This is a genomic window from Runella rosea, assembly GCF_003325355.1.
Lineage (GTDB): Bacteria > Bacteroidota > Bacteroidia > Cytophagales > Spirosomataceae > Runella > Runella rosea.
Map to the genome: position 1 here is coordinate 3253287 of NZ_CP030850.1, position 19561 is coordinate 3272847.

Sequence of the window (19561 nt, forward strand, 5' to 3'; positions counted from 1 at the left end):
AATCGAAGCAAAAAATGGCAATGAGGAAGTCAAAAACAAGATGGGTAGCAATACAAATTACCAGGGGGTCTGCCGTAAAGTGACTCGTCAAAACCCCCAGGTATAAAACCTCTCTTTTTACAGTTCCAAGCGCTGTTTGTCTTTCAACAACACCTCGCGGAGTTTTTCGTAGGGAAGTTTTTGGGGTGATATTTTTCCGTCAATCGCTAAAACCGCCGCCGTAGCTGCCGATTGCCCCAAAATCATAAAGACGGGTTCCATCCGAATCGAGCCAAACGCAATGTGCGAACTCGACACACATACGGGCACCAAAAGGTTATTACACTCGTTTTCTTTGGGCAAAATCGACCCGTAAGCGATAGAATAGGCACTTTTAGGATGCACGCCAATATCACCTTCATTTTGCACAAAGCCATCGCTTTTGACGTACCGCTGTGCATTGTGGGCATCGAGCGCGTACGAACCCATACCAATAGGGCTCGGTACTTTGGTTTGTGCCAAGGCGTCGGCTTCTTTCATCACAAATTCACCAATCATGCGCCGCGCCTCGCGGATGTAGAGTTGGTGCGGCCAGTTTCCGTTGTCGGTAAATTCATCTTTAGGCAAGCCCCATTGCTTCATTTTGTCCTGCACATCGGCGGGAACCCGCGAATCGTTTTGCAGAAAATACATCAGGCCTTTTTGGTACAGCTCGTGGTCTTTGATGATTTCTTTACGGCGCTCGTAGCTTGCTTCAGGATAATCGTAGTTTTTGCCGATATAGTCCGTACTAAACGGTCCGTGGTTGTTGGTATCGGTTTTACGGTTGGGAATGGGATCAAATTTATCGTAGGTTTCGCGCCATCCCGTTTTGAACACACGCGCATACAGCTCGTAACGGGCGGGGTCATAACCTTGTGGTTTCGGAAACGGAATGCGGTTGTCGGGATTATTGCTAAGACACATTCTGAAGCAGTACGCCTGAATCTTATTGTCGCCCGTACCATTTTCAGCGATGGGCTCAGCCGATACTTCAGGTAGTAATCCGCTTTTCGGGTCTCCTTCTATTTTGTACGGACTAACATTGGCTTTGAAATAGTGGCCGTGTTGAAACACGCCAGCCTGTACACCGTTCCATTTTTCGCCATATACACTGTTTGCTTCGCGGCCCACGTGGTATTTCACCCCTGCCAACGCCATCAAATCGCCTTCGTAGGTAGCGTCGATAAACATTTTCCCCTGATATACATTACCACTCAGGGTTTTAATGGAAGTGATTCCGCCCGATTTTTTGGTGATTCCTTTGGCCGAACGGTCAAGCCATTCGTCCCGATAAATGGTCAATTTGTATTCTTTGACAAAATCCTCAAAAACGCCTTCTGCCGCATGAGGCTCAAAAATCCACATGGTTCGGTTCGTACCATCAAGGGCAGGCGTACCTTGTCCTTTGTTGCCATACTCTTCTTTTTTCTGCCACTTCCAAGAGGCTTCTTTTTGGTAATGCGTATAAAGTCGCTGATAAAACTCCCGCGACAAGCCACCGATCACCTCTTTGTTACCTGTGTCGGTAAAGCCCAACCCACCCGACGACAAACCGCCCAAGTGTTTATCGGGAGAAACAACAATGACAGTTTTACCCATTTTCTTCACCTGTACCGCCGCAATAACCGCCGCGCAGGTACCGCCATAAATAATCACATCGGCCTTCCGCACCGCCATTGGGCTAGTTTCGGCATTTTTCGGAGACTCCGTCGGGCCTCCCATTTTATGACTCGGCAATAAAATAACGGTGGCAATCAGCCACACCAAAGAGCGAATTTTGTTCATTGTAAAAAAGTGATTATTGGTTAAAAAAGGTGTTTTTAAGTATATTTTACTACCTAAAAACACCTCAAGATATTAGTATCCGGGATTTTGGTCAGCAGGAGTTAAATCGGGGTTGTTATCCATTTCTTGTTTTGGAATCGGCCAAAACAAGTGTGCATCTTTCACGTCTTTGCCGCGCGCCGTTTTGATGATTTCTTTGAGTTTGGCTACACCCAATCGTTTTAGATCATACCAACGACTTGCTTCCATCATAAATTCATAGGCCCGCTCGGTCATCACCAATTCTCGAAAAGACGCCGCCGATTGTCCTTCCAACGTAAAATCAACGGGAGATACTGCCCCTGAAGGATACCCATACGCTCGGCGGTGTACTTTGTTGAGGCTTTCCAAAGCTTGAGCAGTGGGCCCATTATTGGCTTGACTCACCGCCTCTGCATAAATAAGTAAGGCTTCGGCATAGCGTAAAATCGGAAAATCATTACCTGCAGGATTGGCGGGCGTATCCCTGAATTTGCGGAAACAAATCGGCTCCGCCGTGGGGAAAGTCGTCAGTTTACCGCTGCGATTGGTATAAGACGAATACAGGTTGTAATCTTTGCGCAAGTCTTTGTCAGACCAGTTTTTGATCAAAGGCAAAGTGGGCAAGGTAAAATGCGCCCGTACACCCGTGGTATAGGGACCGTCGGCGGGGTGCTGATAACTCGGATACCCCCAGCCTTGCCCCGTAATCCGGGCGTATTTAATGTAAAAAACCTCTTCCGTAGTCGTGGTTAAATCGGCACCGTAAAGCTTTTCAAAATCATCTGAGGTCTTGACTTCAACCAATGAATATAACCCTGACTTAATGACTTCGTCGGCTTTGTCGCGTGCCAAAGCCCAGTTTTCACGGGTTAGATACACACTGGCCAACAACAACTTAGCCGCAAACTGCGTGGGTCGTCCTGCCTGCCCAGAGGTAACGGTCTTGGGCAAATTTATTTCGGCATACTGCAAATCGTCGGTGATTAGTTTATAGACCTCATCTACCGAAGCGCGTTTCCCACGCACCTGCGACACCTCACCGATGGGTGTGGTGCGGAGTGGTACTCCTCCGTAGTTGCGCACTAAATTATAATAATTTAACGCCCTCAAAAAACGAGCTTCTGCTTCGATGGCGTTTTTCTCAGCTTCGGTGATGTTTACGGCTTTAACCGCCTGAATCACAATATTGGAGGCATTGATGCTTTGGAACAAGTCACGCCAAATGACATCTGTACGGCCGATATTGGTACCGTCCAACCCCTGAAATTCGCTGACGGGAATCTGGGTGCCACGCGAAATACAAAAATCCGTCATCCCGTTCAATTGCGCTGGATAGTTGGTGCCGTAGGAGTTTGCTCCCCGTACCTGCGCATACACGGCATTCAAGGCGGCAATGAGGTCCTCTTTGGATTTGTAAAAATTCTCTTGCGACAAGCGGTCCGTTGGGACTTCTTCCAGTAAACCTTCGCAGGATGTAAACAAAAGGGTAAGAAAGAGAATAGCTATCTTTTTCATAATAAGTTCATTTTGGAAATTAAAAACCGAGACGTGCGCCGAATGTGATGGTTTTGGCTACGGGATACCCAAACTGGTCCACGCCGGGACTGATGGAATTGCCGCCGCCAAGGGTGCTTACTTCGGGGTCGTACCACGAATATTTGGTCAAGGTCAATAAATTCTGACCGCTCACGTACACCTGTGCTTTTCGCATCCATTTGAGCCCCCATCGGGCCGTGGGCAAATTATACGCTAATTGGATATTTTTAACCCGCACAAAAGAGCCATTTTCTACATACCTATCTGATTCTCTGAACTTTGTATTAACGCTTATTTTGGGATATTTTGCGTTAGGATTAGGGCTTTGCGGTGTCCAGCGATTAGCGTACAAATCCTTGATTTGGTTTTCACCGAAGTTGAAACTGTTGGCAAAACTGGCCACGTTGAAGTTAAACAGGTCTACCCCCTGCACACCTTGTACAAACAGGTTCAACTCAAAGTTTTTGAACGAAGCCGACGAACTGAATCCAAAAATGGCATTGGGATTAGGGTTTCCGATGATGGTTTTATCATTGGTGTTGATAATACCGTCGTTGTTCAAATCTTTGAAAACAATCTCCCCTTTTTCATTCAGTCCATTTTCCTGATACCCAAAGAAAACCCCCACAGGCTGACCCACGCGCACCAAGCTGACGGGCACCCCAAGCGGGTTTTGCAGGCTGCTGCCAAACACGTCGCTTCCTCCCACCAACTGATTCACTTTGTTGCGGTTAAAAGAAACATTGGTCGAAATATCCCACTTAAATTCTCCCGAAAACAGATTGGCATCCAGCCCTAGTTCTACCCCCGAATTTTGGATTTCACCAATATTTTGGGTCGTACTGGTGTAGCCGGCGGAAGTCGGCAACGAGACGATGGCTAACAGGTCTTTGGTATTTTTTTGGTAATAATCCGCCGTCAGACGAATGCGGTCTTGCCAAAAGCCAATATCGAGTCCGATGTCGGTCTGGGTGGTGGTTTCCCACTTCAAATCGGGATTGGATAAACTACCGCTCGGAGCGTAGCCAATCGAAAGGTCGTTGCCAAAAATGGTTTGATACGATGCCAAACTATTCAGGGTTTGGTACGGACTCAACGCCGTGTTGCCCGTTTGCCCCCACGAAACCCGCAGTTTAAAATCCGACAAAAACGACTTCTCTTTCAGAAAATCTTCTTCAATCACCCGCCACGCAAAAGCGGCCGAAGGAAAATATCCCCATTTATTGCTTTTTCCAAACCGAGACGACCCGTCGGCCCGGTAGCTAGCGGTGAATAAATAGCGATTTTTAAAGGAATAATTGACCCGCCCAAGGTACGAAAGCAACGTCCATTCCGACGCCCCGCTGCCCGGAATACCCGGCGTAGCGGCTCCCTGCAAGGCATCAGTGGTGAGTACATCGGAAGCAAAACCGCTTCCGCCCGCACTCAACGAATTGTTTTTCTGATTTTGGTACGTCACCCCACCCGTCAGCGCCAGATTATGTTTTTCATTAAACGAACGGACGTAGTTCAGGATATTTTCGTTCAAAAGGTTGGTTTGTCGAGACGTAGAAACCGCAGCTGAGCCAGTTGGAGAAGTAGACAGTTTGCGAGTTGAATATTGATCCTGACGACTATTAAAGGTTTCAATACCTCCCGAAATTCGCAACGAAAGCCCCTTGATAAATTCATAATTGACGGCGGTGTTGGCCAATACGTAATCCCGCACATCTTTGTCGGTACGCTCATTGACGAGCGCAAACGGATTGAGCAATACGTTGGAGCTGAACGAATACGGAACCACATTGCTATAATCGCCAGATGGCGTAAACGGCGCTACCGTAGGAGGAGCCACCAAAATAGCAGAAAGCGCTCCGTTGCCCCGGTTGCTGTTTTCGCCATCGATACGCCCTTGATTGAGTCGGCTCAAAATGGTACTGAAGTCAAAGGTCAACTTATCACTTACGCGGTGATTGATGTTGCCCCGAATGGTTCCTTTTTTGTAACTTGAGTTGGGAACAATTCCCTCCTGCGACAGTAAATTCCCCGAAAATGAATACTGCATGCGCTCGGTACCGCCCGAGAAAGTCAGTCCGTGGTTTTGAATGGGAGCGTTTCGGAGCAATTCCTTCTGCCAATTAGTGCCTTCGCCAAACCCATTGATTTCATCTTGCGTAAAATAAGGTTTCACTCCATCATTGGTGGCGCGCTCGTTGGCGATTTCGGCCATTTCGCGGGCGTTCATCATTTCAATCAGTTTTGTGGGTGATTGAGTTCCGTAAAAGCTTTCCACATCCACCTGACTTTTACCCGCTTTGCCTTTTTTGGTGGTCACAATCACAACCCCATTGGCTCCACGCGAACCGTAAATGGCCGTGGCTGAGGCATCTTTCAACACTTCCATGGATTCAATATCGGAAGGGTTGAGCGCCGCAAGGCTTCCCGAAAGCGCAAAACCGTCAACTACGTATAGGGGTTCATTGCTGGCTCTCAGCGAATTACCACCTCTAATCCGCACTGAAATATTAGAGCCGGGCGCGCCCGAGTTCTGACTTACCTGCACCCCCGCCACACGTCCCTGCATTCCCTGCACGGGAGTCGTAATCGGGAATGACGTAATGTCTTTTGCTTTTACCGAAGCCACGGAGCCCGTCAAATCACTTTTTCTGACCTGTCCGTAGCCCACCACCACCACTTCGCTGAGGGCTTTAATGTCGGTTTTGAGCGAAACATCAAGTGCGGTGCGATTGCCTACCACGATTTCTTGCGGCTCGTAACCCACAAAACTAAACACCAATACCGCTGCCGATTCGCCATCGGGCAGTGCAATGGAATATTCGCCGTCGCCGTTGGTTGAGGTACCGCGCTGCGTTCCTTTGAGCAAAATACTTACCCCAGGCAGCCCATCCCCTTTTTCGGCGTCAATCACTCTACCCTTAAGAAGTTTATCGGCGGGTTTTTCTTTCAGCAAAGGCTCAGTGCGATCGTTTTCTGGTTCGGTTCTGGGCGGCATCCGGTTGAGCAAGATCTTGTTTCCTACCACCTCATATTCAATATTCAGCGGGCGGAGCAAGCCTTCCAATATGGTTGAAAGCCGCTCATTTTTAGCCACTAAAGTTACTCTTCGCTTAGAGGAAATAAGCTGAGGGCTGTACATAAAATGCACATCCGCCACTTTTTCGATGCGTTCGAGGGCGCGTCCAATTTCTTGGTTAGCCACCTGAACACTGATTTTTCGTTCGAGTAGTTCCTGACCTCTGGTATCTATGGCATACCCTAGGGAAGTGCACAGAATTGTCAGAAATAATTGGTAACAAGTGATTCGCATGATTTTGAGCAGCAACTTGTTGAATTGTCGATGTTTTGACATAATTTTGGACTTTGTTGGTTTACTGAATTGACAAAAACATCCCCGCACTCGTCAATAAACGGGTGTCACGAAGCCTGAGAAACTTTGGGGAAATTACGGGTCGGTGATGCGGACACATCGCCGACTTTTTTTGTTAGTTAATCGGTGATACTTTTCTAAATCATAGCGTCTCCAAGGGGTTTAAAAGGTTTTTTACTTATCGAAGTATGTGGAGTTTAGCGGTTACTATCAGCGCAAAACGGCTTTGCTAAAACACCTTTCCGTTTGCCTTAATTTTGTTTTTTTGCTACTTACATCCCTTCCCAGTCACCACAATCTGTGCGTCTATCAGCTCATAATTGGCTTCCAATACCTTACAGATAAGGTGCATTTTTTCCAGCAACGGTTCATCGCCGAGCGTCGCGGTGAGTTCGCACGCGCCCATGAGTTCTTCGTCGTACACGATTTTTACACCGTAGGCTTTTTCCAACACTACAAATACATCTGAAACTGGAGCCTGACGAAACTCAAAACTCTGCTGCTGAACGTCGGATAACGCCAATAGCTGCGGTTTTTCAATCAATGAGCGCACCAATCGGCTATCGGCCCGTCGAAAAGTCACTTGTTGGTTGGGTGTCAGCACCAAGCCTGTCAATTGCCGATTTTTTTGTTTAGCATCGGCCGTGGGGTCTTCTCGCGTGAAAACGGACACTTTCCCCGTTTTTACAATGACCCGGACTTCCCGGTCTTTTTCGTAGGCTTGCACCGTAAATGAAGTGCCTAGCACCTTGGTTACCAGCCCATTGGCAAACACAAAAAAAGGCTTTTCAGGGTTTTTAGAGACTTCAAAAAAGGCTTCACCAGACAATACAACCTCCCGCTTATCGGTCTGAAAAATGGTAGGATAACTAATGCGCGTTTGCGGTTGTAACACCACAGAACTGCCGTCGGAAAGCGTCACTGATTGGGCGCGGGAGGTTGTATTGGTAAATTCAATGAGCTTGACTTCATGCTTAATCCGCTGAACAACTTCGTAGTAAGGGGTTACTTCTTTTCTAAAATTATTCTGGAAAATCAGCCATCCAGCAAGTGGAATCAACACCACTGCTGCTGCCACACGCACCCACGTTTGGCGCCAAAGCGGTACCACCACTGCGCGTTCATCGGCGCGTTGCACAAGCTGCTCGATGGCCTCGTCTACCTCCGCTTCCGAAATCTCTTCCTGCGCATGATACAATGCCCGAACAACCCGCTTTGCCTGCTGCACAGCCGCGTCTTTTTCGGGGTGCTCCGCTAACCATCGCTCCCAAAAAAGAGATTCCGCATTTTCCAATACCCACGCCCGAAACGATTCGTCTAAGGCCAACGCCTCGGCGCTGTAGACGGTATAATCAATCATAGAAATAATTGTACTTTGATACCCTGTCTATAAAGAAATAGACACATTGCCAGCGGCAATACTCACTTACAAAAACATTTTTTTGATTATTTTACATTACCCCCACAAGAAGAGCAACATTTTGGCCAATGAAAACCAATTGGTTTTTAAAGAAGTAAGGGCTCGATGCAGCAGATTGGCCACCGATTGACGATTCATGGTCAAAATTTCGGCGATTTGGTCATTAGACAGACCTTCGTAGAATTTCAAAAAGATAATCTCTTGCTGCCGTTTGGGGAGCTTGGCCAAAACCACCTTTATTTTTCCTGCATTTTCTTGAAAAAGCTCGCTTTCAATCAACGTTGATTCGGCCGAAGTATGGTCTGAGAAAGGTAAATCTTCGTCCAAATCTTCCGATTCGAGCATCCACCGTTCCTGACGAAGTTTACGAAACAGGTTGTTACGCAATGATTTAATGAGGTAAATCCGCACAAAAGGCGTCTCCGTCAGGTGTTCTCGTCGCTCCCAGAGTTCCAGAAACAAATCTTGAATGCAATCCCTGACAATTTCCCGGTCTTTGGTGAATTTGGCGGCGTAATTAAACAACGCCCTGTAATGACTCCGCGAGAGCTGCCCCAACGCGCCACTATCACCCTCTTTGAAGCGCTGCCAGAGAAGTTCTTCTTCATTATGTAAGAGGGTGATTTTCAAAAGGGGTATTGTGAGTTTTACCAAAGTTGACATCAAATTAACAAACAAACCCTCACAAATCATACTATTTTTTATAAGCATAATACCAATGCAAAAGCATTATACTCTTAGGATATTTTTATAAAACAGCAAAGGGCATCCACAAATAACTACCCACTTATTCAGAGAATTAAAAAAAAACAAATAATATTATTCCATTATTTCAAAGCATAAAGTATCCTTTTTTTTAGTACAAAACACAGTTTTTTTTAAACTAAACAAACATTTTAAACAAATGTTTAAAATATGTATTTAAATGTTTGGCGGTTAAAAAAATAGTTTTCAACTTTGGCGCAAGTTTTGAAAATTAGGAGGCTAAAGTGACGTGTATTACTCAATCAAGTGAAGAAAAAATTAAAGAAGCAGCGAAGTCTGTTTTTTTAAAAAAGGGATATGCCGGCACCACCGCGAGGGATATAGCGGAGGCAGCCAGCATGAACATTGCGCTTACGAACTATTATTTCAGAAGTAAAGAGAAACTTTTTTTTGAGATTTTTAGAGACCTGTTCAGTTATTACTGTAAAAACACGCTGAAAATTTTTGAGAAACCAATCAGTATCCGTGAAAAACTGATTGAGCTTATTGAAGAAGATTTTCAAATGATGAAGAAGGAGCCGAGTTTAGTGTTGTTTTTGATGACCGAAATCCATCGGGACCCCGAACGGCTTTTGCCGGAGTTATCAAGGTTTAAGGAATTATTACATGTTACACTATCAAACCAAATTGAAGAAGAGATCATAAACGGCCGAATGCGAAATATAAGTGTGGAGCATTTAATGCCTTTGATTATGGGGAGTTTGCAGTTTGTATTTGTGGGTAAGAATATGAATATGAAAATGTACAATGCATCAGAAGACGAATTTAATACATTCGCCGAAAATCACAAAAATCTAATTATCAGCATGATTACCGAATATCTTTTTATTTCTGAGACTGTTAGTTAGTTTTAAACGCCATTGAAACATTTTCACCCAATTATTGTTCATTAGATTACCCTTCTTTACCCTGCCCGCTATTAAAATTGCTGAGAACCTATGATGAAATTGACCTTTGGTCAATTTGATAAATTTATATATTCTGACACACATTGACAGTATGAGTAAGAAGTTACAAAACAAAGTTGCAGAATTTAAGGATGCTGCTGCTATAAAAGAAAAAGGATTATATCCTTATTTCAGACCTATCGAATCAGGGCAGGATACGGAAGTGATAATTGATGGGAAACCCGTTTTGATGTTTGGTTCCAATTCTTATTTGGGGCTCACAAACCATCCTTACATTATTGAGGCGTCGCAAAAAGCAGCCCAAAAATACGGTACCGGATGCGCAGGCTCGCGCTTCCTGAATGGTACATTAGACATTCACATCGAGCTGGAACGCCGACTGGCGGCTTACACTGGAAAAGAATCAGCCATTCTTTTCAGTACTGGATACCAGGCCAACTTAGGTGCAATATCCTCACTTACAGGGCGTAATGACTACATTTTATTGGATGAAATGAACCACGCTTCCATCATTGACGGAAGCCGTTTGTCTTTTTCAAAAGTCATTAAGTACGCCCACAACGACATGGCTGACCTTCGCAAGAAGTTGAGCCTGTTGCCAGATGAAGCCGTTAAGCTCATCGTAACCGACGGCATATTCAGCATGGAAGGTGACATTGTTAATCTTCCAGAATTGAATAAAGTTGCCGCCGATTTTGACGCCGCAATCATGGTCGACGACGCCCACAGCCTGGGCGTAATTGGTGAAAAAGGAGCTGGTGCATCCTCGCATTTTGGACTCACAGACAGTACCGATTTAATCATGGGTACGTTTAGTAAATCGCTCGCTTCGTTGGGTGGATTTATCGCGAGCGACGCCGCCACCGTCGACTACCTCAAGCACCGTGCGCGTTCACTTATATTCAGTGCCAGCATGACACCCGCTACCGTGGCCAGCACCTTAGCGGCATTGGACATTATCGAATCGGAGCCATTCCACATTGAGCGGCTTTGGGCCAACACGCGCTACGCCAAAGAATTACTCCTCATCAACGGCTTTGATTTGGGCCATACCGAAAGCCCGATTTTGCCAGTTTATATAAGAAATAACGACCTCACATTTATGATGACCAAGCTTCTTCAGGAAGACGGTGTCTTTGTAAACCCCGTCGTTTCGCCCGCTGTTCGCCCCGAAGATACCCTTATTCGGTTCTCTTTGATGGCAACGCACACGTTTAGCCAAATTGAAGAAGCTGTCGACAAAATGGCCCGAATTTACCGCAAACTTCGTCCTGAGGCGATAAAAGTAAACCTATGATTCGCGTAGCTTCCGTAGACTCAAAGAAAGAGCTTGGCCAGTTCATTGATTTCCCGCACGATTTGTATCGCGACGACAAAAACTATGTCCCTGAGCTATTTATCGCTCAAAGGGATATGCTGACGCCAGGCAAGCATCCTTTCCATGAACACTCTACGGTGAAGCCTTTTCTTGCGTATAGTAATCTACGTATAGTGGGGCGTATTGCGGCCATCTTCAACCGGAACCACAATACCTTTACGGGAAGAAAAGACGGCTTTTTTGGTTTTTTTGACTGTATTGACGACCAAGAGGTTGCTGACGCACTCATCAAGCAAGCGTCGGAATGGTTGAAATCGCAGGGAGCGGAGCAACTCAACGGCCCAGTCAACTTTTCCACCAATGACCCCAGTGGGCTTTTGGTAGAAGGTTTTGACCGCCCCCCGATGGCCATGATGCCTTACAATGCGCCTTATTACGAAAAACTGTTGCTGAAAACAGGCCTACGTAAAAAGACCGATTTGTTGGCCTACGAACTCGAAGTAAGCAACTCCAACGACCGGTCCATAAAGCTGTTGGACACCTTACAGCAAAGGCTAAAGCGCGCGGGCATTACCATTCGAAAAGTAAACCTCAAAGATTTTAAAAATGAGGTAGTTAAGATTAGGGATGTGTATAACTCGGCGTGGGACAAAAACCTCGGGTTTGTGCCGATGACCGATAATGAGTTTGATTATTTGGCTAAAGATTTGAAGTTGATTTTGGACCCTAACTATTGCATAGTGGCCGAAAAAGACGGCAAGTTTGTAGGGTTTGCGTTGGGTATACCCGATATAAATCAAGTACTTATCAATATTAAGCGCGGACGGCTATTACCAACGGGTATTTTCAAACTACTTTTTCAAAAGAAAAACATCACCCGTATCCGTGTTCTGACGCTGGGGGTCTTGGAAGGATACCGTAAAATGGGCATTGAAGCTTGTTTGTACGGAACCATTATCAAGAACACCTACGGAACCAAGATTACAGGGGGAGAATGTTCGTGGATGTTGGAAGATAATTACCTCATGAACCACGCCATCGAACAGATTAACGGCAAGCTTTACAAAAGATACAGATTGTACGAGAAAGAATTATGAACAGCAGGGTATTGATTACGGGAGCAAGCGGTTTTATCGGTTATCATCTGATAGAAGCCGCCCAAAAAGAGGGCTTGGAAGTTCACGCAGCCGTCCGTCGTTCCAGCAATGTCAATCACCTAAAGAAATTCAATCCTGTATTTGTCTATCCAGAGTTAAGTGACAAAGAGGCGCTGAAACAACTGTTGAAAGAAGGGAATTACAGCTACATTATTCACGCGGCGGGAGCCACACGAGCCAAAAATACCCAAGCCTACAACATAATCAATGCCGATTATACACGTTTGCTGGCTGAAGCGGCACTTGAAGCTGATATTCCGCTAAAACGGTTTCTGTTCATGAGCAGTTTGGCGGCGCTGGGTCCTTTGTCGTATGCCGAAGAGCAGCCCATCACGGAGAACACTTTACCCTTGCCCATTACGAGTTATGGCAAAAGTAAACTGTTGGCAGAGAAGATGTTGGAAGAATTAACAGATTTACCGCTTACCACCATACGGCCCACTGCCGTATACGGACCAAGAGAAAAAGATTTGTTCATTCTTTTCAAAACACTCAATCAAGGCCTTGACGCTTACATCGGCAAAGAACCCCAACGACTGAGTTTTGTCTACGTCAAAGATTTGGCAGAAGTGACGGTGGCAGCCTTGCTCAAAGATCAAAATGAACGTCAGGCCTACAACATCTCTGATGGATTTGCCTACGACCGATACGCTTTGGCCGACTCATTTAAGGAAGCCAGCGGCAAAAAACCCCGACGGATTCATTTGCCCGTGGGCGTGTTGAAACTAGCCGCCAATATCATGGAACTGGGCGCCACGTTTTCGTCAGTAGCCCCCGTGGTAAACCGTGAAAAGGTAAAAGAACTGACCGCGCCAAATTGGTTTTGCAGTATCGAAGCCGCCAAACGGGATTTGCAATACCAGCCTAATTATAACTTAAACAAAGGAATTGCCGAAACCTGGCAGTGGTACAAAGCCAATGACTGGATTTAAGGCAACCTACCAAAAGTACCTTTACCGAAGTTTTCTTTCCTAAAAAGAAACTTGATTGGACCCATTTAATGTACAGTCGTGATGAACAAAGGGCCAAAAGCCCACATTAAAATGAAAAAGTTAGCTACAGATATAACCAACCTCTTGTCAATTTTATGTCTGACGTTAGGCGTTGCGCTTGCACAAACAACCACCGTCAAAGGCGTTATCACCGACACTAAAACGGGAGAAACCCTGCCGTATGTAAATGTGCAGGTAGTAGGAACCAACATCGGAAGCACTTCCGATGCCGAAGGCCGCTACAGCCTTACCGTACCAGCCAATAAATCAGTCATTAAGTTTACCTACATTGGGTACTTGAGCATCGAGAAAAACGTCACGCCCGGGATTGCGCAGACCATCAACATAAAGATGACCGTCGACGCGCTGCAGTTGAAGGAAGTGACCGTCAGAGGAAAAACGAGCCGCTATCGAAACAAAGATAATCCAGCGGTTCAGCTCATTCGGGAGGTGATTGAGCACAAAGAACAAAACCAGATGGCAGCCAATGACTACGTGGAATACGAACAATACGAGAAAATTGCGTTGTCGTTGAGCAACCTTTCCGACAGTTTTAAGGAGCGTCGCATCTTTCGGAACTACCAGTTTTTGTTTGTCAACCAAGATTCAACGGGCATGGGTGGCAAAAATCTGTTGCCAGCTTACATGCAGGAAAAACTCTCTAAAGTCTATTTTCGCAAAAATCCCTATACCAAAAAGCAATGGGTAGAAGCCGACCGCAAGGCCGAATTTGATTCTAAATTTATTGACAATGACGGTTTGAATGCTTACTTCCGACGTTTGTATGAGGATGTAGATATTTACAAGAACGATATTTCTATTGCCACCAACCTGCTGCTAAGTCCCATTGCCAACACGGCACCGACGTTTTACAAATTTTTTATTCGCGATACCGTTAAAACCCAAACGCCTTGGCTCGTTGAATTGGGATTTGTACCGCGCAATAAAACCGATATGCTGTTTGAAGGAAAACTATTTGTGACCCTCGATGGTAACTACAGCGTTCAGAATGCCTACCTGACGGTCAACAAAGAAATCAACCTCAACTTCATGCGCGATTTGGAAGCAAAGTTGGAGTTTGAAAAAGGCACCGACGGCCGCTATCATCCCGCCAAAACAACCCTGGGAATGGAGTTTGCACTGGGCGATAAATCAGGCGGACTTTACGGACAACGCGTCGTAAATTTTAAAAACTTTACCATCAATCAAGCCCGCCCCGACAGCGTTTATAAAGGCCCCGCGCAGGAAAACGTGGTCGCGCTTTTGGCCGTAAATAAAGGAGAAACCTACTGGAACAATGTGAGACACATACCATTGGACCGGCTAGAACGCAATATTTACCGAAATGTAGACACGCTCCAAACAATCCCGTCTTTCCGCCGCACAATGGATGTAGCAACCTTGCTTTTAGCAGGCTATAAATCTTTTGGCATCGTAGAAGTAGGGCCAGTCAACACGTTTTACAGTTTCAATCCCGTGGAAGGATTCCGTCTGCGTTTTGGCGGCCGGACCACCACCGATTTGAGCAATCGTTACTTTTTTGAAACCTACGCGGCCTATGGTTTTAAAGACGAAAAGTGGAAGTATTTTTTAAGCGGCACGTATTCGCTCAACAATAAATCGGTGTACCAGTTTCCGTTTCATTACATACGGGCCAGTTTTCAGCGTGATACCAAAATCCCTGGACAAGACTTGCAGTTTGTACAGGAAGATAACTTTTTGTTGTCTTTCAAACGCGGCGATAATAACCGCTGGCTGTACAACGACATTTTTAAAGTCGAATACATCCGTGAGTTAGCCAACCATTTCTCTTACCGAGTGGGTTTTACGCAGTGGAACCAAAGCCCCGCGGGTATCTTGCGCTATGAAAAGGTAGACAATGAAGGCAACGTACAAAGTGTACCTCAGTTGAAAAATACCGAGCTGAGTCTGGAACTGCGGTACGCGCCCAATGAGCAGTTTTACCAAGGGAAACTGTACCGCACACCGCTCATCAACCGCTCCCCAATTTTCACGCTTCGCTACAACGTGGGGGTGAAAGGCTTTTTGTCGGGCCAAAACAACTACCACAACATTACGGCCAATATTGCAAAACGTTTTTACTTCTCGCAGTACGGCTACGCCGACGTAACGACGGAAGGCGGCTACATTGTGGGCAAAAACATTCCGTTTCCGTTGCTGATGATTCACCGCGCCAACCAAACCTACGCCTACCAATTGAACTCCTACAACTTGATGAATTTTCTTGAATTCGTGAGTGACCATTACGCCAGCGTAGACGTGCAATATTACTTCAACGGGTTCATTTTCAACAAAATACCATTACTCAAAAAACTAAAACTCCGCGAGGTGGTCAGCTTGAAAGCACTCGTAGGCGGCCTGCGCGACGAGAACAATCCAAACAAACAAACCTCCGTTTTTCGTTTTCCAGTTGACGAGCAAGACAAATCCATCAGTTACTCTTTGGGACGTACGCCGTACGTAGAAGGCAGCGTCGGGATAGCCAATATTTTCAAATTATTGCGTCTGGATTTGGTAAAACGTTTCAATTACCTCAACCATCCAGGTGTATCCGAGTGGGGTATTCGGGCGCGGTTTAGGGTTGATTTCTAGTACCTTAAACCACTTATTTAATCATTATTTAAAGAAGCACAAAGAATGAATTACGCAATCATCGCAGCAGGAGAAGGTTCACGGTTGGCGCAGGAAGGGTTTCCGCTTCCTAAGCCGATGGTCACGCTGCACGGCGAAATGTTGATTGACCGTTTGATTGGTATTTTTAGTAATAATCGGGCCGAAAGCATTCAAATTATCATTAACGAAGCCTCGGAGGCGCTGGAGAAACATTTATCGGAAACAACCTATGAGGTTCCAGTCCGGGTCATCAAAAAATCCACGCCGAGTTCTTTGCACAGTTTTTATGAATTGATAAAGGCCAATCCCGCCATTGACGAGTTGTGTCTGACCACCACCGACACGGTATTTACGGAAGATGAATTTGAGTCATATATACTTGCATTTGAGCAAAACCGCGAGCTGGACGGATTAATGGCCGTCACCACCTTTGTGGATGATGAAAGTCCTTTGTTTGTGGCAACCGATGAACAACATTTGGTCACGGCTTTTACCGACACCAACACTTTGAACACGCCATTTGTATCGGGGGGCATTTATTGTTTGCGCAACAAAGCCCTCGAATGCGTTACGCAATCGATTGAAAGCGGCACCAGTCGTATGCGCAATTTCCAACGTCAATTGATTGATAATAAGTTAACCATCAAAGCTTTCCCCTTTTCAAAAATCGTGGACATAGACCACGTAAGGGACATTACCACTGCCGAGCTTTTTTTGAGCCACGCGCAGCAGACACCAAATCATGAAGTTGTTTTATAATGAATACATTTGAATTACTGGGAGTACACCGAAACAAGAAGTTTTCACCCAATCATATCGGAAATGATGACGCCATTTTTTCATTAACCGCCCAAGCACTCCAACGAATGGGATGCACGGTAAGCATCTGTTGCGAAGATGAGTTTCTGCAAAAAGAGACAATTGAGCAACGTTTTATTTTTACCATGGCCCGGCAGAAAGAAGTAGTGAAAAAATTGCAGGAGTTGGAAGTGGCGGGAAAAGTCGTTGTCAATTCGGGTTTTGGAATCGAAAAATGTTTTAGAACAAATATGACCAAAGGATTGGTGGAAAACGATATTCCTTATCCCAAAAGCTTTATTGTACCCACTTCCTATGCTGGAAATGATGTTTTTGAGCAACTGCCCGGCAAAGGATTTTGGATCAAACGCGGTGATTTTCACGCCATTCACAAAGAAGACGTGACCTTTGCGGCAAGCGCCGACGAAGCCCGGGAAATATTGCGTGAATACGCGCTCCGGGATATTCCCGACGCAGTCATCTCTGAGCATTTGATGGGAGATTTGGTGAAGTTTTATGCCGTACGCAACACCGATTTTTTCTATTGGTTTTATCCGTACGCCAACAATCACCACAAATACGCCGATTATGAAAACATCAACGGCAAGTCGTTGTACTATCCTTTTGACGAAGATGCGCTCCGCAAAGCCGCCAATGCCTCGGCCGAAGCACTCGATGTACACGTGTATGGTGGAGATGCCATCGTGGGAAAAGACGGACGGTTTCACATCATTGACCTCAACGATTGGCCGAGTTTTGCTCCGTGCCGTCAAGATGCCGCTGAGTCGATTGCCCAAGCCATTTTTCAACAATTTACCATAGCTGCCTGATGGAAAATTTGACCCACAAAATACCCGCCGAAAAAAAGGAAGAACCCAAAAGCAGTGCTTTTGAAAATTCACTGAAATCAAGCGATACCGAAGAGCAGATTGATATTTGGTTTTATCGGCCTATTGGCTATCAAATTGCCCTGTTTTGCGCCAAAGTCGGCATTACGCCCAATCCCGTCACCATTGTAAGCATCTTTTTTGGCGTAGCGGCGGGAATTCTTTTCTATTACCAAGAACTGTGGATAAACGTCATCGGAATGTTACTGTTGGTTTTTGCCAACTCTCTCGACAGTGCCGACGGACAGCTGGCCCGCATGACCAACAACAAGAGCCGGCTTGGACGCATCTTAGACGGAGCGGCGGGGGATTTCTGGTTTATTGCCATTCACGTTGCCATTTGTTTACGCAGCCAAAACGAAGGTTGGAGCGCGTTTATTTGGGTACCAGGCGTGGTGGCGGGAGCTTCGCACGTGGTACAGTCGGCGATGGCGGATTACTACCGCAATGTGCATTTGTTTTTTATCAAAGGCACTTCAGGCAGCGAATTGGACAACAGCCGCGAGTTGCAGAAAGAATACGACACGCTTACGTGGGGTAAAAACTTCGGTATGAAACTGGTCGCGAGATTTTATTTAAACTATACCAAAATGCAGGAAAGCTTCTCGCCCAATCTGCAAAAATTATTGGGTGTAGTACGCGAAAAATATAGTTCAGGATTACCAGAATGGCTTATCACCGAGTTTAGAGCACAAAATAAGCCCCTAATGAAATATACCAATATTATTCAGTTCAATACGCGGGTTTTGTTTTTGTTTTTGTGGTTGTTTATCGACCAAGCGTGGATTTATTTTCTGTTCGACATCTTTATTCTGAACCCTATTCTCATCTACATGTGCGTGAGTCAGGAGAAAGTGAGCCGTCATTTTTACCAAAAAATCGTGTCTTAACGTGAAGAGTGCGACGATATACAAAGCCCTATTTTTGGTGCTGGGTGTCATTTTCCTGGGCTATATGATTTATGGCATGGGGCTTGACGTTATCGGGGCCAACATCCAAAAAATGGGTTTTTGGTTTATTCCCGTCATTGGCAGCTGGTTGGTGATTTATGTTTTGAACGCTTTTGCATTTAAGGCCATCATTGAAGAGCCACAACTGCCCGCAAGCAACCTTTCCTTTTGGTCGGTGCTTCGATTGACGATTACGGGTTATGTTATCAATTACATTACGCCGTTTGTAGCGCTAGGCGGCGAGCCGTACCGCATCATGTTGCTCAAGCCTGCGCTCGGAATCCGCAAGGCCACGTCGTCGGTGTTGTTGTACAGCCTGATGCACATGTTTTCGCACGTGTTGTTTTGGTTGGCGTCGATTGTGCTCATCGTGGCTTTTGTTCCTTTGAGCACGCTGATGCTCGCGGGTTGTGGCCTCATGTTGGTGGTGGGTTTGGTGCTGGGCTTTTGGTTTATTCGGGTCTACCAACGTGGCTTTACGGTCAGTACATTTCGATTGTTAGAAAAAATCTACTTCGTCAATAAAATGGTGAAGGGCTTTATGGCCGAGAAAATTGACGCGTTGCACGAAATCGACGAGCAAATCCGAATTCTTTACGCCGAACGCAAGCCGCGTTTTTATGCCTCGCTGGGGCTGGAATTTGCGGCCCGGGTGGTGGGTTGCGCCGAGATTTACTTTACGGCTCAGGCCATCGGATTGGATATGTCGATTACAGAATCGCTGATTGTCAGCTCTGGTTCTTCGTTGTTTGCCAACCTGATTTTCTTCTTTCCGATGCAGCTCGGTACCCGGGAAGGTGGTTTGGCACTGGCATTGCAGAGCATTGGAATGCCCGCCGCAACGGGCCTGTTTATCGGTATCGTGGTGCGTATCAGGGAGTTGGTCTGGATAGGTATTGGGTTGCTTTTGCTCCAACGTACTAACGTTCAACCAGTGGGAAAAGAAACTACCTTGGAAACCGTTTCAAATAAATTATGAATTTTTTGGTTAATCTGTCACCC

The 19561-nt window shown here is 45.8% G+C and carries 14 protein-coding genes; 9 read left to right on the forward strand and 5 right to left on the reverse strand.

Annotated features, from left to right (window positions below; all coding sequences use genetic code 11):
* Nucleotides 1–117: 117 nt before the first annotated feature.
* The 5 genes from DR864_RS13515 to DR864_RS13535 all read right to left on the reverse strand — a co-directional run bounded on the left by DR864_RS13515 (nt 118) and on the right by DR864_RS13535 (nt 8780).
* Nucleotides 118–1743 (reverse strand): FAD-dependent oxidoreductase, encoded by a 1626-nt coding sequence (locus tag DR864_RS13515; protein ID WP_114070270.1) that lies wholly within the window; start codon nt 1741–1743, stop codon nt 118–120.
* 135 nt (nt 1744–1878) lie between these two features.
* Entirely contained in the window at nt 1879–3342 is a 1464-nt protein-coding gene (locus DR864_RS13520) for a RagB/SusD family nutrient uptake outer membrane protein (RefSeq protein WP_114067480.1), read from the reverse strand.
* Between the two features lie 19 nt (nt 3343–3361).
* Nucleotides 3362–6712, reverse strand: coding sequence for a TonB-dependent receptor (locus DR864_RS13525; RefSeq protein ID WP_114067481.1), 3351 nt, complete (start codon nt 6710–6712; stop codon nt 3362–3364).
* Between the two features lie 286 nt (nt 6713–6998).
* Nucleotides 6999–8090 carry a FecR family protein gene (locus DR864_RS13530; protein WP_114067482.1) on the reverse strand — a complete coding sequence of 364 codons (1092 nt, stop codon included), beginning with the start codon at nt 8088–8090 and terminating at the stop codon, nt 6999–7001.
* A gap of 96 nt (nt 8091–8186) precedes the next feature.
* Nucleotides 8187–8780, reverse strand: a complete 594-nt coding sequence (locus tag DR864_RS13535) for an RNA polymerase sigma factor (protein WP_229599579.1) — start codon at nt 8778–8780, stop codon at nt 8187–8189.
* A 359-nt stretch (nt 8781–9139) separates the two neighbouring features.
* On the opposite strand from DR864_RS13535, the gene DR864_RS13540 reads away from it, so the two are divergent.
* The 9 genes from DR864_RS13540 (at nt 9140) to DR864_RS13580 (ending at nt 19538) form a co-directional block, all read left to right on the forward strand.
* Nucleotides 9140–9763, forward strand: a complete 624-nt coding sequence (locus tag DR864_RS13540) for a TetR/AcrR family transcriptional regulator (protein WP_114067483.1) — start codon at nt 9140–9142, stop codon at nt 9761–9763.
* A gap of 151 nt (nt 9764–9914) precedes the next feature.
* Nucleotides 9915–11120 carry a serine palmitoyltransferase gene (spt, locus tag DR864_RS13545; protein ID WP_114067484.1) on the forward strand — a complete coding sequence of 402 codons (1206 nt, stop codon included), beginning with the start codon at nt 9915–9917 and terminating at the stop codon, nt 11118–11120.
* A complete protein-coding gene (locus tag DR864_RS13550; RefSeq protein ID WP_114067485.1) occupies nt 11117–12238 on the forward strand; it encodes a GNAT family N-acetyltransferase in 1122 nt (373 codons plus the stop codon). The genes spt and DR864_RS13550 overlap by 4 nt, the downstream gene beginning before the upstream one ends.
* On the forward strand, nt 12235–13230 hold the full coding sequence (locus tag DR864_RS13555) for an NAD-dependent epimerase/dehydratase family protein (protein WP_114067486.1): 996 nt from the start codon (nt 12235–12237) through the stop codon (nt 13228–13230). The genes DR864_RS13550 and DR864_RS13555 overlap by 4 nt, the downstream gene beginning before the upstream one ends.
* A 111-nt stretch (nt 13231–13341) precedes the next feature.
* Nucleotides 13342–15903, forward strand: coding sequence for a DUF5686 and carboxypeptidase-like regulatory domain-containing protein (locus DR864_RS13560; protein ID WP_114070272.1), 2562 nt, complete (start codon nt 13342–13344; stop codon nt 15901–15903).
* 45 nt (nt 15904–15948) lie between these two features.
* Nucleotides 15949–16683 (forward strand): sugar phosphate nucleotidyltransferase, encoded by a 735-nt coding sequence (locus DR864_RS13565; protein WP_114067487.1) that lies wholly within the window; start codon nt 15949–15951, stop codon nt 16681–16683.
* A complete protein-coding gene (locus tag DR864_RS13570) occupies nt 16683–17552 on the forward strand; it encodes a hypothetical protein (protein ID WP_114067488.1) in 870 nt (289 codons plus the stop codon). The genes DR864_RS13565 and DR864_RS13570 overlap by 1 nt, the downstream gene beginning before the upstream one ends.
* Nucleotides 17552–18499 carry a CDP-alcohol phosphatidyltransferase family protein gene (locus tag DR864_RS13575; protein ID WP_114067489.1) on the forward strand — a complete coding sequence of 316 codons (948 nt, stop codon included), beginning with the start codon at nt 17552–17554 and terminating at the stop codon, nt 18497–18499. The genes DR864_RS13570 and DR864_RS13575 overlap by 1 nt, the downstream gene beginning before the upstream one ends.
* Nucleotide 18500: 1 nt before the next feature.
* Entirely contained in the window at nt 18501–19538 is a 1038-nt protein-coding gene (locus DR864_RS13580) for a lysylphosphatidylglycerol synthase transmembrane domain-containing protein (protein WP_114067490.1), read from the forward strand.
* Nucleotides 19539–19561: the final 23 nt, after the last annotated feature.

Excerpts from the sequence above, each read along its gene's own strand:
- DR864_RS13520 (WP_114067480.1), bottom strand. The coding sequence starts at position 3,342 with ATGAAAAAGATAGCTATTCTCTTTCTTACCCTTTTGTTTACATCCTGC.
- DR864_RS13525 (WP_114067481.1), bottom strand. The coding sequence starts at position 6,712 with ATGTCAAAACATCGACAATTCAACAAGTTGCTGCTCAAAATCATGCGA.
- DR864_RS13530 (WP_114067482.1), bottom strand. The coding sequence starts at position 8,090 with ATGATTGATTATACCGTCTACAGCGCCGAGGCGTTGGCCTTAGACGAA.
- DR864_RS13565 (WP_114067487.1), top strand. The coding sequence starts at position 15,949 with ATGAATTACGCAATCATCGCAGCAGGAGAAGGTTCACGGTTGGCGCAG.
- DR864_RS13515 (WP_114070270.1), bottom strand. The coding sequence starts at position 1,743 with ATGGGAGGCCCGACGGAGTCTCCGAAAAATGCCGAAACTAGCCCAATG.
- DR864_RS13550 (WP_114067485.1), top strand. The coding sequence starts at position 11,117 with ATGATTCGCGTAGCTTCCGTAGACTCAAAGAAAGAGCTTGGCCAGTTC.
- DR864_RS13560 (WP_114070272.1), top strand. The coding sequence starts at position 13,342 with ATGAAAAAGTTAGCTACAGATATAACCAACCTCTTGTCAATTTTATGT.
- DR864_RS13555 (WP_114067486.1), top strand. The coding sequence starts at position 12,235 with ATGAACAGCAGGGTATTGATTACGGGAGCAAGCGGTTTTATCGGTTAT.
- DR864_RS13575 (WP_114067489.1), top strand. The coding sequence starts at position 17,552 with ATGGAAAATTTGACCCACAAAATACCCGCCGAAAAAAAGGAAGAACCC.
- DR864_RS13570 (WP_114067488.1), top strand. The coding sequence starts at position 16,683 with ATGAATACATTTGAATTACTGGGAGTACACCGAAACAAGAAGTTTTCA.
- spt (WP_114067484.1), top strand. The coding sequence starts at position 9,915 with ATGAGTAAGAAGTTACAAAACAAAGTTGCAGAATTTAAGGATGCTGCT.